Genomic DNA, 14,184 nt, shown 5'->3' with positions numbered 1-14,184 from the left:
TGCACGAAATTTTTTCTCCTATCACAGATTATCTAACGTAACAAATCCCTGGCGCTACATTTACGGTTGAAGCCTCCCGTAATTATGCTGCCTATAATGAAAAGCTCTATGCTGGACACTTTCATTTTGGCCTGCCAAATCCCTATCAAACTGTGAACTCGCTCAAACATGGGTATACAGTCTTTGGAAAAATGGGAGATGATGAAAATTTTCGTGGAATTATCCTTACCCGGAAGGATTCAGAAATTTCCGAAGTAACTGATCTGAAAGGCAAGGCCGTCAGCTTCCCGGCCCCAACTGCTCTGGCGGCAACAATGATGCCTCAATTTTTTATGCAAACGCATGGTATTGATGTCATGAATGACATTGATATTCAATACGTGGGATCTCAGGAGTCATCTATTATGAATGTCTACCTGGGCAATGTTGCTGCAGGTTCTACCTGGCCACCGCCATGGAAAGCCTTCTCAAAGGAGAGGCCAGAGTTGGCTGAAGCACTTGTTGTGAAATGGTCAACATCCCCCCTGCCAAATAACGGGTTGGTTGTTCGAAATGATGTTCCTGAGGAAATAGTCAATCAGGTTGCCAGCATATTGTTTTCTCTTCATACCCATGAACAGGGCAGGAAATGGTTGAGCCGGATGGAACTTTCACGATTTGAGCAGGCTGATAATGAAACATATGCCCCAGTCGTAGAATTTCTTCATGATTTCAACAGGAAAGTTCGCCCCATTGAACACTGAGTAAAGAGAAATAATATGTCCAACCTGGTAGGCAAAATATGGAATCGCTCAATACGAAGACAATTACTGTTAGGGATAGCACTGGTACATGCCGTTCTTATGACTATTTTCGTGTACGATCTGGTGAGCAGGCAGAGAACTTTTTTGCATGAGCAAAGTATAAGTAACACACTCAGCCTGTCTCAAACACTTGCCAGCAATGCTGTTTCCTGGATTCTGGCAAATGATGTCATCGGCCTTGAAGAGGTGGTTAACTCCCAATCACAATTTCCTGATCTCCTTTATGCTATGATTCTCTCACCTGACGGCAGGGTACTTGGTCATAGTGATCGCTCAAAGGTAGGTCTCTATATTGAAGATCCCATCAGTTGTACTCTTATTGATGCCGCTCCGTCTTCTCAGTTCTTGATAACTGATAAAGCACTTGTTGATATCGGCAGTCCAATATTTGCCAATGAGCAGCTTATCGGCTGGGCGAGGGTTGCTATTTCGCAGAAAAAAATAAATGACGGGCTACAGGTTATAACTCGGGATGGCATTTATTATACTCTTTTTGCAATTGTTGTCGGGTCCATCTTTGCCTTGATAATGGCTAGAGGACTTACCTCCGGCATACAACACCTGGTCAGGGTATCAAGTAAAATTGCTAAAGGACATGAAGAGGAACGTATATCTTTTACACGCTATGACGAAATCGGGCAACTTGGCCAAACGCTTAATAAGATGCTCGATACCATTATTTCTCAGAAAAAACAGACAGAAACAGCTCAGCAGGCACTACAGAAAAGTTCAACCCATCTCCGTACGCTGATTGAGACATTGCCAGATCTCGTTTGGCTGAAGGATCCCGATGGTGTTTATCTGGCCTGTAATCCGAAGTTTGAACGTTTTTTTGGAGCAAAAGAATCTGAGATTGTAGGGAAAACGGATTATGACTTTGTCAGCAGGGAGTTGGCTGATTTTTTTCGGGAAAAAGACAAGGCAGCTATGGCTGTAGGCGGACCCAGTGTAAACGAAGAGGAAATAACCTTTGCAGATGACGGCCACAGAGAACTTCTGGAAACGATTAAAACGCCTATGTACGATAGTAACGGCTCACTTGTTGGAGTAATAGGGATTGCCCGTGATATCACTGCACGTAGAGAAATGGAAGTACGCCTAAAACAAACCTATAAAATGGAAGCTATTGGTACAATGGCAGGCGGTATTGCACATGATTTTAACAATATTCTGGCAACGGTTATCGGGTATGCTGAGTTAGCGCAGGATGATATACCAGCTTCAAGCCCTGCGAAAGCACACATTGAGCAAATTCTCATTGCGGGTCTCCGTGCAAAAGAACTTACGCATCAGATTCTTACGTATAGTCGTATGTCTCGATTTCTTCAAGATCATGTCCCGATTGACATTGTTTCCCTTGTAGAAAAAGAGATTATATTTCAACGTTCTGTTATTCCAAGAACCGTTGAGATTACTTCTGATATTGACGAAAATTGTGGACAGATTATTGGCGATTCAATGGCGATTCATCAGCTGATGATGAATATTTGCTCCAATGCCTCAGATGCGATGCAGGGAGAAGAGGGGACGCTTAAAATAGCTCTTCATACAGTCGAGTTGACACAAGAAGATTTGAAAAATGAGCCTGTGCCGCATCCTCCTGGTATGTACATCAAACTCTCAGTCAGCGACACGGGAACAGGTATTCCTCAAGAGCTTATCGGTAGAATATTTGATCCCTATTTCACGACCAGAGAAATCGGTAAAGGGTCAGGAATGGGTTTGGTTGTGGTTCATGGTATTGTCAAAGATCATGATGGTTTCATACAGGTTGAAAGCCAAAAAGGAAGAGGAAGTGTTTTTGACGTTTTCTTTCCCAAAGCGGACGTAAAAAATGTTCCAGAACAAATTCTTCAGTGATGATCATGTTTATTCCTTTTAGGGGGAATTAAGAAAGATCAAAGCCAGTCAGGTGAGTACTTAGGAATGGAGAACAGAGCGAATGCTTTTAGAGAGCACTTCGAATTCGACAGGTTTTTGAAGATAGAGCTTAATGCCGAGGTTTTTACTGGTTTCCTCGGAAACAGAGGTACTGTAACCAGAACATAAAATTACAGGTATTTCTGGTCTGATTGTAAGCATTTTGCTCACCATCTCTGTGCCGAGCATGTGCGGCATTGTCTGGTCCGTAATAATAAGATCGAAAGCATTTGGCTTTTCTTCCAGCATTCTGACAGCATCAAGGCCATTATTGCAGGCGGTCACCTCATAGCCCAGGTATTCTAAACGCTTTTGCATAATCTCCAGAACGATCATTTCATCATCGACGATTAAAATTCGTTCAGACCCACCGGGCAGATCCGTTTTTGTATCTTCAACTGGAGGTCCTTCCTCATCATCAATAACAGGAATATATACATGGAAAGAGGTGCCAGTTTCAGGATTGCTTGTAATACGAATCAAGCCACCATATTCCTTGACGATACCATGCACAACAGCTAATCCCATACCCGTGCCGCTGCCCACATTTTTTGTAGTAAAAAAGGGGTCAAAAATGCGTTCCTGTATGGCAGGATCAATGCCTTTACCTGTGTCATTTACAGAGAGTTCAACATATAGGCCAGGTTGAGCATCCGGTTCACCAAGTAACTCTTCTTCATTCAATTCAAGCTGTCTCAGAATGATCGTAATTGTTCCTTTACCTGTTTCCATTGCCTGGACAGCATTCGTACATAAATTCATCACGACTTGATGGATTTTCATCGGATCGGCTAAAACTGCACCAATTTCTGAATCAATTTCTTCCCTGATTTCAATACTGCTGGGAATTGTCGAGCGGAGCAGCTTCAAAGCTTCTTTGACGATGGGGGATGGAATAAGTGGTCCAACTTTATGTTCATCTTTACGGCTGAATGAAAGGATCTGTTGCACTAGATCCCGGGCTCGCATTCCGCCCTTTATTATCCCCCGTATTTCTTCAACAGCTGGCTTTCCCTGAACGTTACTGAGTTCTGCAAGCTCGGCGTACCCGATGATTCCCATAAGAATATTGTTAAAATCATGGGCTATCCCGCCAGCGAGTGTGCCTATCGCCTCCATTTTATGGGACTGACGGAGTTGGACTTCAAGTAGCTTTTTTTCCTGTTCGGCCTGTTTTTTGTCAGAAAGGTCAATAGCCTGGCAGACAAAAGCCTGGAATTGCCCTTGGTTGGTGTACATTTTACTTGATGAAAACAGCATGGGAAATTCATGACCATTTTTTGCAAAGTATGACGTTTCTTGTTTGTTGATAGTGGCCAATTTATGTATTTCAGTAAAAAATGTACCTGTGGTGATAATTGAGAATGGTTGGCCAATGAGTTCGTTTGTCTCGTAACCCAACAGCGATAATGTTGCACTATTTACCGATTCTATGAATCCCTCTGAGTCCAGAACGATGAGTGAATTGGTCATTGCCTGAAATATCCTGTCCACATATTCCTTTGAAACGGTTGTTTTTCTCAGATCATTTGCCATGTTGTTGAAACTATCGACAAGAAAACCAACTTCGCCCGTAGCATGAATATCAATTTTTTTTGAAAAACTTTCCTTGGCAAGTTTCTGGACTGCATTAGCCAACATGATCAGGGGAGAGGAGAGATATCTGGATACAAAAAAGACGGCAATAACAAGGAGGAAAAGGGAAACAGCAAAAACAATAGCCAGAAAACGGAGAACCTGTTGAATGTCCTGATAAAGGAGCTTCTCAGGTATACTGATACACACTTGCATCAGTGGAGAGTCATTTATGATTGCCAGGTCACTGGTGGCAACGAGACCACCATGAAGACCATAAATAGTGATGTTCTTGGAAGAAGCATGGTTTGTGAAGGGACGTGGGTCGAGCTGTAGCGGATTGGATGGTTTGGTGAGGACCAAACCTGATGGGGAAAAAATCCAGACAGGATTTTCCTCAAAAATCATTATTTTTTTGGCAAAAGCGAAGAACTCTGCCAAATTGTAATCAACTATGATTGCTCCACCAAATTCGCCAATATCCGGGTCCGTTTTATGAATAGCGATTGAAAAAAGTTTGTTGTCGTTGGAGTCAGGAAAGAGATTGGTTTGAGTTATGCTCCCGGGTGGGGATGCTTCAATCTCCAAAAAGAAAGGTTCTTCCCGTAAAGATCGATATTCCCTGATTCGTCCTTGCTTACTCACTGCAACTCTTTCCATTCCCCGGCTATCAACAAAGCGAATTTTTTCTATTTCTTTAACATATTTAATTTCTTGTAAAAAAAGCCTTTCAAGTGCCCGTGCATTGATATCCCGAGTACTTTCAGAGGAAATGAGAAACTCATCAAGTAGAGGGTTTGCCGATAGGAGTCTTAGCTCACGGATCAATGTTTTCTGGATTGTGTTGCGGAAGGTGTCGTTGATGGACTCTAATTCCCGAATGACTGCTTCATTGGCATAGCGGGAAATGGAATTGCGGCTGAAGAGATAGTAGGTGATTGTTAAAGCACTGCAGCCAATGATAAATATTGAAAGAAATGCAATAAGAAGTCGGTGCGAGATTGATAAACCGTATTTTTTTGTTTCGAGCATTCCCGTCAATCCAATACAGAGGTTTCATAAATTCGATCAATACCCATTTCATCAGTAAGCATAATCCCAAGAATTTCAGCTCGCTTCCGGTTGGCTATTTTGGGTCCTCGCTCGGGTGTCCGGGGTTTATAGGTCGCTGGGTCAAGGCCATCGACAAGTACATCAAAAGCAATATGCGCGGCCAGATATGCCTGGTTATAGCCAGAATCCAAAACTGCACAGAGAAAACCTTTCTCTATGGAAAAACCAGGTCCCACGGTTTCGGGAATAGTAATGTTCGTCATATACCATTTAACGACCTCATCTGTTGAAACATTCTTGCCGGCTTTATCCCGAAGCGAAGAAAAATGTGATAAAAAAAATGCATCTGCTTTTTCCTGGAGTTCAAGAGCCCTGGACTGCCAAGTTGCATAATCACTGGTGACCACTGTCTCAATAAGATTTAAGGAGAGATCTTTTTTCTGAACGAGATGTTCGATGGCCTTGGTGTAGTTTCTTGATGTGGTTGATCCATCCGACAGGATAGCAAAGGATTTGATTGCAGGAGCAATGCGTTGCAACAGATCAAAGCCTTCCAAAAAGTATCCACTCTGATAGACTCCTGTAACGTTATGACCAGGCTTTTCTTTATTGTCAACTAATCCATATTTTACAGGGGTATTGTTAAGACCGCTGAAGATAACAGGGACAGAAGAATCCAGGAATTTTGGGCCGAGATATTTAGCAGCATTATCATCGTTAAGAAAAATGAGGTCGGGTTTAAACAGTTTTGCCTGTTTATAAAACTCAAGGCTCTTCACTTCAATTTCACCATCAGAACTATGTCTCTTGCTATCCAGCCACAATTTTTTGATCGTAAATCTCGATGTGTTCACAACATCATTCCTGTTAAAATCTGCCACCTGCCCTTCGTTGTCAAAAAAACCTAATTCGAGCATTCCTGAATTCAGTCCTTCTGTCATACTGATCGTCCAGTCATACTCCTTGTGGTAGCTATCAATAATAAGAATTTTCTTATTATCCTGTGCAATAATTTTTGGGCTGTTTAACACTGAGGCCTCTTCAATGTATTCTTCAATACCCATTTCCTTGGTGAGCGTTATACCAAGCATCTGAGCCCGCTGCCTGTTTACCATAAGGGGCCCCCTCTTCGGGGTTCGTGGAGGATAGGACGCGGTCTGAAAACCCATTGCCAGGATGTCATGGGCAATACTTACAGCTTCATATCCCTGATTATAACCGGAATCATCGGCAGAACACAGCCAGCCTGCTTCAGTCCTGTATCGAAATCCGGATGCTTCCGGAATGGTAATGTTCTTCAGATACCATATCGCAACTTCTTCGTTGCTCACTACTGTGCCCTTTGTATCTTTTAAGCCGTTTGAGGAAGCAATAAAGAATGCATCAACAGTATCTTGTAACTCCAGGGCCCTATTTTTCCATACTTCATAGTCATTAGTGGCAACGACACCTGCAAGCTTTACAGGAAGATCTCCCTTGCGATCAAGATGCTCAATGGCCTTGTTGTGAATCCTACCAGTGGTTGTATCATCGGAAAGAACGACGAATGTTTTGATATGTGGAACTATTTTTTTGAGTAACTCAAGGCTCTCTTTGTAATATGTTCTCTGGTATACACCTGTAACATTATGCCCTGGTTTCTCCAGGCAGTCTACCAGCCCATATTTTACCGGTGTATTATTTACCCCCCAGAAAACAATTGGAATGTCCGTGTCCAGAAATTGATTTCCAACGTAGTTTGTCGCATTATCATCCCCGAGTAAAATCAGGTCTGGCTTAAATCTCTTTATTAATTTAGTGAATTCTTTGGCAGTATTAAACTGTTCCTCTTTGCTTGATTTTCTTTTGGTGTCCATCCAGAAGCGTGAGATAACAAGCTTGGAACTTTCAACATAATCCTTGCTATTAAACGCTTCAACTTGCTCCTTATTGTCAAGGTATCCAAAAGCCAGGAGTGCATCACATAATCCATGGCTCACATCCTGGGACCATTGGTATGCAGGGTGGTAGCTGTCAATAACTATAATCCTGACAGGAGATAACTCTGACTCTGTGCCATGACATATGGAACTAAGCGCAAAGAATGTCAGAATAAAAAAATGTAAAGAGAATTTTTTCATATATCACTCCTGAGCCAAACGAAACAAAGGGATAAGGCTTTTGACTATAGAACACAGCTCTTAGTCTCACTGTTCTAACGGATTGAATGAGCTTTGTTCAGGCTATCAGAAATGAGGGGTAAAATACAAAGGCAATCGAATAAAAAGATATAAAAATGATATTTTGGAGAGAGGATATTGCCCCTTACTACTCAGGCAAGCTCACTATGTGTTGGAGAAAGGGACTTGTTGAGAAGATGCATCATGTTCTTCTGCTCCGCAATGATGTACGGTATATTGTACATCATTGCGGAGTGAGGGGAATGGAAGAGATATCATCTGCCCATGCCCTGGAGCTGAACGCGTATCATTTCACACCTTGAACCGACTCAGCACACCCGTTAATTTCTCAGCGAGGGAACTCAATTTTTCAGCGCTCACATTTACCAGCGAGCTGCTATTGTTCATTTCTTTTGCAGACTGTCCCACTTCAGCAATATCAGCCGCTACTTCCCTGGTGACTGACGAGGCCTGAGCCACATTCTCGTTGACTTCCTGAATACCCTGAGAGGCCTGGGAAACATTGCTGGCTATCTCCTGCGTGGCGGCCGCCTGCTCTTCGACAGTTGTCGCAACAGTGGAGATCATTTTACTTATTTCATTTATCACTTCTGTGATTTCTGTGATTTCTGTGACTGAATTGTTTGTTGCAGCCTGAATTTTAGAGATCTTATCTTTGATTTCCCCGGTGGCTTGGGAAGTCTGCTTGGCAAGATCTTTTATCTCGTTGGCGACCACGGCAAAACCCTTACCGGCCTCTCCGGCTCTGGCTGCTTCAATGGTTGCATTGAGGGCAAGAAGGTTGGTCTGTTCTGATATTTCAGTGATAGTTTCTGTTACCTTGCCGATCTCCTGGGCCGCGAATCCTAATTCGTTTATCTGAGTAGAGGCGTTTTCTGCCTGGCTAACGGCCTGCTGGGTTATCTGACTTGTTTTTTCCGTATTGGTGGCAATTTCTGTTATGGTTGCGGACATCTCTTCAGCGGCAGAGGCAACCATGTTGACGTTGACTGAAGTTTCTTCAGAAGCGGCGGCAATAGAGTCCATATTTGCACTCATCTCCTCGGCCGCTACGGAAACAGTATTAGCCCTGCCTGTTGTCTGTTCAGCATTTGCAGACATCTGATTGGCCACAGAGGAAAGCTCTGAGGATGAAGAAGAGAGCATCTGGTTTCCCTCAATGACATCCCGCAGCATGGAATTGATGTTTGTTTGCATTTCGTCAAGGTTTTCTGCGATATCTCGCAGCTCTCCGCGGCATTGAACATCTATGGTAGATGATAAATCACCGCGGGCCAGACTGTTGACAAATACTAGAATTTTTTGGACATTTTTTTGAATACCGTTCGTGACAAAATAGGTAAAAAAGAGTGCAACCACCAGGGTGAAAAAATTTAATATCATATTGATCTTTTGGCCCTGTTGTATTTTTGACTCGATTTTCCCCATATTATCAACAAGTTCATTCACCTGCTCCTTGACAAGGGCCTGGACTTCTTCGGTAAGAGCTGTTGCAAGAGGATCAAACTGTTTCATCAGCTTGTTTCCCTCGGCAGGTCCACCATTGACATAGGTGGCGGCGAGTTTTTTACCCATTGCATAAAAGGCATCAAAATCTTCGTCGAGTTTTTCGAGTTCCCGAACCGCTTCCCCTTCGTCCTCATCGCTGAACATCCTGTGGAAATCTTCATACAGTGCCTTGAAGATCCGAGCATTGGCCTCTGCTTCGGATAAGCCATCGTCGAAACCTTCCGCTCCTCTGGTGGCTGAAATGTCAGTGAGCCATTGCTGAACCTGGATGATGGCGATCTGCATATCCTTTGCCTTGATGGCAAAGACGACCGATTCGTTCCGTGTTTTGTCCGCAAGTTCTATGGTGGCCAGGCCGTTTCTCCAGTTCACCACAATGGAGACCGAGAGCAAGACAAAGATGAGGACCAGGACGGATCCAAATTTTTTTCCAATTGTCATTTCCATTTTCTTCTCCTGATATTTAGCTGATCACTACGTGCAAAGCTCGGCCAGTTTTGTTCCTCATCTCCGCCTACGCGGGGATGGTATGTTACTCTTCATTTTTTGATTGTATATGTCAAACGGGTAAAAAGGAAATTTTTTTTCCAAGAACAGCTCTATAGGCATGGATGTATAGGGTGTATTGTATTTTGCCGTGGGGCCTGGGGTACAGGAGGGAAGGGGGCATGGAATAAATTTGTTTGCTCAATCCTGGACTTGAAACTATACTAAAAATGAATTCTTGTTATGAGGATGATCTAAAGATATTCTCTTCAATTTGCTTGAGTGATACAAAAGATAAGCTGCCTTTGCTCTTGCATTCCCATAAGTTCTTAAAGAAATGATAGAGGGTATGAAAAGCGATAAGCGCAAAGCGCAAACGTCCATCGAGAGTTCTAAACGTAAAAAGGCTATCAAGCCAGGGGACAAGTGCGTTGCTGATAAGCTGAATTTCATACCCGATGATTATCAGGAGGTGATCCATGACCTCCGAGTACATCAGACGGAGCTTGCGGCGCAAAACGAAGAATTGCGAAAGATGCAACACGAACTTGAGGAGTCCCACACTCAATACGTGGACCTGTACGACCAGGCCCCGGTCGGGTATTTCACCCTTGACCGGAAAGGGAATATCCTAGCGGTAAATCGTATTGGTAGCAGACAGTTGGGGGGGGGGAGGGACGCCTTACTCAAAAGGCCTTTTTCTTCCTTTATGAGCCAGGATGACAGTGATCTCTTTTACCTGCATTTAAAAAAAGTATTTGCTGCGTCGTCCAAACAGACCTGCTCCCTCACCCTCCTTCAAGAAAACGGTACACCTTTCTACGCCCAGCTTGATTCCATTCCATCTTCCATAGGCTTTGGCGGCGAACACTCAATCTGCCGGACTACGGTCACCGACATCAGTGAGCGCAGGGAGTTGGAGGAGGCGCTGCAGGCCTCGGAAACTCGTTACCGTAGTCTCTTCGAGGCAGCCAGGGAAGGTATATTGATCCTTGATGCCAAGACGAGCGAGATAACTGATGTCAACCCTTTCCTCACCGAAATACTGGGGTATTCTGCGGAGGAAGTGCTCGGGAAAAAACTCTGGGATATTGGTTGTCTTCACGATACTGCCGCTTCAAAAAAAGTATTTTCGGAATTACAGCGCAAAGGATATGTCCGATACGATAATTTACCCTTGGAAACCAAAAACGGTCGGGAAATTGCCGTGGAATGTATCAGCAGTATCTATCTTGTAAATAATACGAAGGTGATTCAGTGTAACATTCGCGATGTTACCGACCAGAATCTTTTGGCGGTGTCTTCCCCGGTTGCCGGTGATGAAACGGAGCGACGAAGGGCTGAGCGTAGAACCCAAGCGCACGGACTCACTGAGCAATATGAGCAGGCGATCAAAGAAAATAAGCAGGTGAAAGCATCCCTTCTCCAAGCCCTTGCTGAAATCAAAGCGCTGAAAGACCGCCTGGTAATCAAGAATATCTACATTCATAAGGTGAGAGAAAAGAGGAGCCAATTTGACTATATTATTGGGCAGAGCGATGGCCTCAAGTATGTTCTCTATCGAGCCGAACAGGTTGCACCAACCGATGCCACGGTTTTGATCCTCGGCGAGACCGGTACGGGTAAGGAGCTGATTGCCACTGCCATCCATCATTTGAGTTCCCGCCGGGATCGACCGCTTATTACCGTGAACTGTGCCGCCCTGCCCGCCAACTTGCTGGAGAGTGAACTGTTCGGCCGGGAAAAAGGGGCTTATACCGGGGCTGATACCCGACAGGTCGGTCGGTTCGAGAGCGCGGATGGTTCTACCTTGTGCCTTGATGAGATAGGTGAATTGCCCCTTGAAATGCAGGCCAAACTGCTCAGGGTGATCCAGCATGGCCAGTTTGAACGGTTGGGTTCCTCCAAGACCATTAAGGTCGATGTACGTGTCGTAGCAACGACCAATCGGAACCTGGTGGATGAGATTGCCGGTGGCAGATTCCGGAAGGACCTGTACTACCGATTGAACGTCTTTCCCATCACGGTTCCCCCTCTGCGAAAGCGGGTGGAAGATATTGTGCCCATGGTTCATGCCTTCGTGCAACGATATGCTCGGAAAATGGGGAAGCAGATCACCTCTATCCCCAAGGAAACTATGCAGGCATTGCAGGACTATCAATGGCCTGGAAATGTACGAGAACTTGAAAGTATCATCGAACGGGCTGTGATTCTCTGCCCTGGGCCGGGATTTCAGCTTGCGGATAACCTCAATCCTTCACCCCCTCTTGATTCTTTCTTGGGCGGAACTGTGAAGGAGATGGAGCGCAAGCTTATCCTGGGTACCCTTGTGGAAAAGGGATGGCAAATTGAGGGGAAAGAGGGGGCTGCCAAGATCTTGGGGCTCCACCCCAGCACCCTGCGAGCGAGAATGCATAAACTCGGGATAGTTCGTGGAGATGTTTCTTCACAGTCCAACTCGGGATGATCAGCCCATGATCTGGGACCAGGAGAAAGCCAACTTTTCCTTGTCTTCAATATTAGCTAACGTTCATTTATTGGGTTCACTGTGGCATCAATGAGCCGCCAAATCGTTCGATTCCATGAAATTTCTACCCTCAGAATTCTGAGGGTCCGCGGCATGCTGAGGCCAAAGGGTCCACGGCCGCCTCTCCCTCTATTCCTCATGTTAAGGTAATCATTTGTTATTAATTTATATTGTGTGTCTTTAGCGGTTTTTGCTATGCGGCATGCCTTTTGCTTTATATCTATAAAGAATAGTTTTAGCTGAGACAAAGTTTGTTTTTTTTTTACATGTAGAGGAACTGTTAAACTCTGAGGAGAAAAATGAAAAAAACTATTTGGAGAGTGTTAGAAGTGGGTGTTCTTTTGCTGGCATTGTTTGTCCCGGGAGGCATGAACAATGCATCTGCCGAAATCCATGTCTCTATCAATATTGGCCCCCCTCCCATCATGGTTGCCGAACCCCCGGCAGTGGTCATGATACCGAATTCCACGATTTATTTTGTTCCCCAGGCCGAGACTGACATGTTCTTCTACGATAATTATTGGTGGAGGCCGCGGGGGAGCCAGTGGTACCGCTCCAATGCCTATAACGGGTCGTGGGAAAGTATAGGAAAACATCATGTTCCAGCACCATTGTACCAGTTACCGAAGGATTACCGACACCGTTACGAAAAGGAACACCATATCCCTTACGGACAGTGGAAGAAGCAGTGGAGTGACCAAGGGAAAAAAGATCACGACGATAAAGGTAAGAGTAAACAGGATAAACAAAACAGAGGGCACGGCAAAAAGGGTGATTAGACTGGCCGACATGGTAAAGGGAAGTTCGGATGACCAAAAACGCGACTACATAGCTGTTAAGGAGGTAATGTTCCTCTGTCATTTGTAAATGATATATAAAAAAAGGGAGGAGGTTGCCGTGATGGTCAAGTCGAGATTCTATCTGGTCTCAACTCTGGCGAACAGGTGGTTGTCTCGGCAGCAGGTCAAGTGGGGGGAACTACCCTTATTTAAGGAGGGGAAATGAATCATTTTCAGCAACAGAGGTCGCATGTATGGCATATTTTTTCAGGCTTGCTCTTCCTTGTGATATTTTTTCCCTGTAGTTCCGGGGCCGCTCCGGCAAGTGACGAATTTATCCGTGGATATGCTGCGGCGATTCTGCAACGGGACTTTCAGATTACAGTGGAAAAGCTCAACGTTCAGTCCGGAGTCATCTATATCCGGGGATTGGAGGCTCCAGATGAGGTGCGCGACCGAATGAAATCTTCGCTTTCTTCGATTGAAGGTGTCAGTCAGGTATTTGTTGTCGAGGATGGCAAGATCACACCAACGGATGGGAAGTCGGATATTGCAACGGAGGTAAACGTCTTTCTGCCACGGGATCTGCTTTTTAAATCGCTTCTTGCGGATCCGCGCTGGCCGCATTTCTCTGTTTCCTACCAGCAATACCAGCAAAACAGTCAGCTGGAGAGGGTGGGCTCGACTAGCTTCGGTGAAACCTTCAGTTTCTACCGCTTTGGGGGGCCGTGGAACAGTCAGATGGAGGTAGGGCTTCAGGCTGGAGTTTTCTCCATCTTCGATATGGATGCCGACTCGCTTGATCTAGTTAATGCCGACTACTATGTTGCAATTCCCCTCTCGCTCAAAAAAGACAATTTTTCCGCAATGGCACGAATCTTTCACCAAAGTTCCCATCTGGGGGATGAGTACCTGCTGAGCGGTCAAGCGCAAGAACGAATTAATCTGAGCTATGAAGGGTTTGGTACGCTTCTCTCCTATAATTTTCCTTTAGGTTTTCGCATATACGGAGGAGGAGGCTATCTGTTTGATCGTGATCCTTCCGACCTGAGGCCGTGGCTAGCACAGTCGGGTTTGGAGTTCAGGAGCTCTGAGGCATGGCTGGGCGGAGCTCTCAGGCCAATTGTGGCACTCGATCTGCAGAACTTTGAAGAGGGCGATTGGGATACGAATGTATCGTTACGTGCCGGGGTTCAACTGGAAAACCCTGTTTTTCTGAGCCGTAAACTGCAAATCCTTATCGAATATTACAATGGGAGTTCTCCTAACGGGCAGTTTTACGCACGCGATCCCGTGGAGTTTATTGGACTTGGTTTTCATTTTTTCTATGATTGATGATTTTGTCCAGATGC

Annotated in this window: 9 protein-coding genes; 6 read left to right on the top strand and 3 right to left on the bottom strand. The window is 44.8% G+C overall.

The genetic code is table 11. The features are described 5' to 3' along the window. The first annotated feature begins 44 nt into the window (after positions 1 to 44). Together UWK_RS05015 and UWK_RS05010 are read left to right on the top strand one after the other, a co-directional pair. Complete coding sequence (locus UWK_RS05015) at positions 45 to 743, top strand: phosphate/phosphite/phosphonate ABC transporter substrate-binding protein (RefSeq protein WP_208598504.1); 699 nt, start codon at positions 45 to 47, stop codon at positions 741 to 743. 15 nt (positions 744 to 758) lie between these two features. Continuing rightward, positions 759 to 2,663 (top strand): PAS domain S-box protein, encoded by a 1,905-nt coding sequence (locus tag UWK_RS05010; protein WP_015403269.1) that lies wholly within the window; start codon positions 759 to 761, stop codon positions 2,661 to 2,663. A 60-nt stretch (positions 2,664 to 2,723) separates the two neighbouring features. Here the strand turns inward: UWK_RS05010 and UWK_RS18250 are convergent, their stop codons facing one another. After that, entirely contained in the window at positions 2,724 to 5,330 is a 2,607-nt protein-coding gene (locus UWK_RS18250) for a hybrid sensor histidine kinase/response regulator (RefSeq protein ID WP_015403268.1), read from the bottom strand. Between the two features lie 5 nt (positions 5,331 to 5,335). Beyond that, positions 5,336 to 7,471 carry an ABC transporter substrate-binding protein gene (locus UWK_RS05000; protein ID WP_015403267.1) on the bottom strand — a complete coding sequence of 712 codons (2,136 nt, stop codon included), beginning with the start codon at positions 7,469 to 7,471 and terminating at the stop codon, positions 5,336 to 5,338. 155 nt (positions 7,472 to 7,626) lie between these two features. Between UWK_RS05000 and UWK_RS04995 the strand changes: the two genes are divergently transcribed. Continuing rightward, positions 7,627 to 7,833, top strand: a complete 207-nt coding sequence (locus UWK_RS04995) for a hypothetical protein (protein WP_041916315.1) — start codon at positions 7,627 to 7,629, stop codon at positions 7,831 to 7,833. On the opposite strand, the gene UWK_RS04990 is transcribed toward UWK_RS04995, so the two are convergent. Next, the gene (locus UWK_RS04990; RefSeq protein ID WP_015403265.1) at positions 7,823 to 9,487 is read right to left on the bottom strand and encodes a methyl-accepting chemotaxis protein; all 1,665 of its coding nucleotides are present in this window, start codon (positions 9,485 to 9,487) and stop codon (positions 7,823 to 7,825) included. The two genes, UWK_RS04995 and UWK_RS04990, sit on opposite strands and share 11 nt — an antisense overlap. Positions 9,488 to 9,875: 388 nt before the next feature. On the opposite strand from UWK_RS04990, the gene UWK_RS04985 reads away from it, so the two are divergent. The 3 genes from UWK_RS04985 (at position 9,876) to UWK_RS04975 (ending at position 14,167) form a co-directional block, all read left to right on the top strand. Then, entirely contained in the window at positions 9,876 to 11,993 is a 2,118-nt protein-coding gene (locus UWK_RS04985) for a sigma 54-interacting transcriptional regulator (RefSeq protein WP_052326964.1), read from the top strand. A gap of 359 nt (positions 11,994 to 12,352) precedes the next feature. Then, positions 12,353 to 12,832 (top strand): hypothetical protein, encoded by a 480-nt coding sequence (locus UWK_RS04980; protein ID WP_015403263.1) that lies wholly within the window; start codon positions 12,353 to 12,355, stop codon positions 12,830 to 12,832. A gap of 222 nt (positions 12,833 to 13,054) precedes the next feature. Further along, the gene (locus UWK_RS04975) at positions 13,055 to 14,167 is read left to right on the top strand and encodes a DUF1207 domain-containing protein (protein WP_015403262.1); all 1,113 of its coding nucleotides are present in this window, start codon (positions 13,055 to 13,057) and stop codon (positions 14,165 to 14,167) included. Positions 14,168 to 14,184: the final 17 nt, after the last annotated feature.

This window comes from Desulfocapsa sulfexigens DSM 10523 (assembly GCF_000341395.1).
Lineage (GTDB): Bacteria > Desulfobacterota > Desulfobulbia > Desulfobulbales > Desulfocapsaceae > Desulfocapsa > Desulfocapsa sulfexigens.
Note: the sequence above shows the minus strand (reverse complement) of the source record. Positions and strands in the feature narration are given on the sequence as shown.

Excerpts from the sequence above, each read along its gene's own strand:
- UWK_RS05010 (WP_015403269.1), top strand. The coding sequence starts at position 759 with ATGTCCAACCTGGTAGGCAAAATATGGAATCGCTCAATACGAAGACAA.
- UWK_RS18250 (WP_015403268.1), bottom strand. The coding sequence starts at position 5,330 with ATGCTCGAAACAAAAAAATACGGTTTATCAATCTCGCACCGACTTCTT.
- UWK_RS05000 (WP_015403267.1), bottom strand. The coding sequence starts at position 7,471 with ATGAAAAAATTCTCTTTACATTTTTTTATTCTGACATTCTTTGCGCTT.
- UWK_RS04995 (WP_041916315.1), top strand. The coding sequence starts at position 7,627 with ATGATATTTTGGAGAGAGGATATTGCCCCTTACTACTCAGGCAAGCTC.
- UWK_RS04990 (WP_015403265.1), bottom strand. The coding sequence starts at position 9,487 with ATGGAAATGACAATTGGAAAAAAATTTGGATCCGTCCTGGTCCTCATC.
- UWK_RS04985 (WP_052326964.1), top strand. The coding sequence starts at position 9,876 with ATGAAAAGCGATAAGCGCAAAGCGCAAACGTCCATCGAGAGTTCTAAA.
- UWK_RS04980 (WP_015403263.1), top strand. The coding sequence starts at position 12,353 with ATGAAAAAAACTATTTGGAGAGTGTTAGAAGTGGGTGTTCTTTTGCTG.
- UWK_RS04975 (WP_015403262.1), top strand. The coding sequence starts at position 13,055 with ATGAATCATTTTCAGCAACAGAGGTCGCATGTATGGCATATTTTTTCA.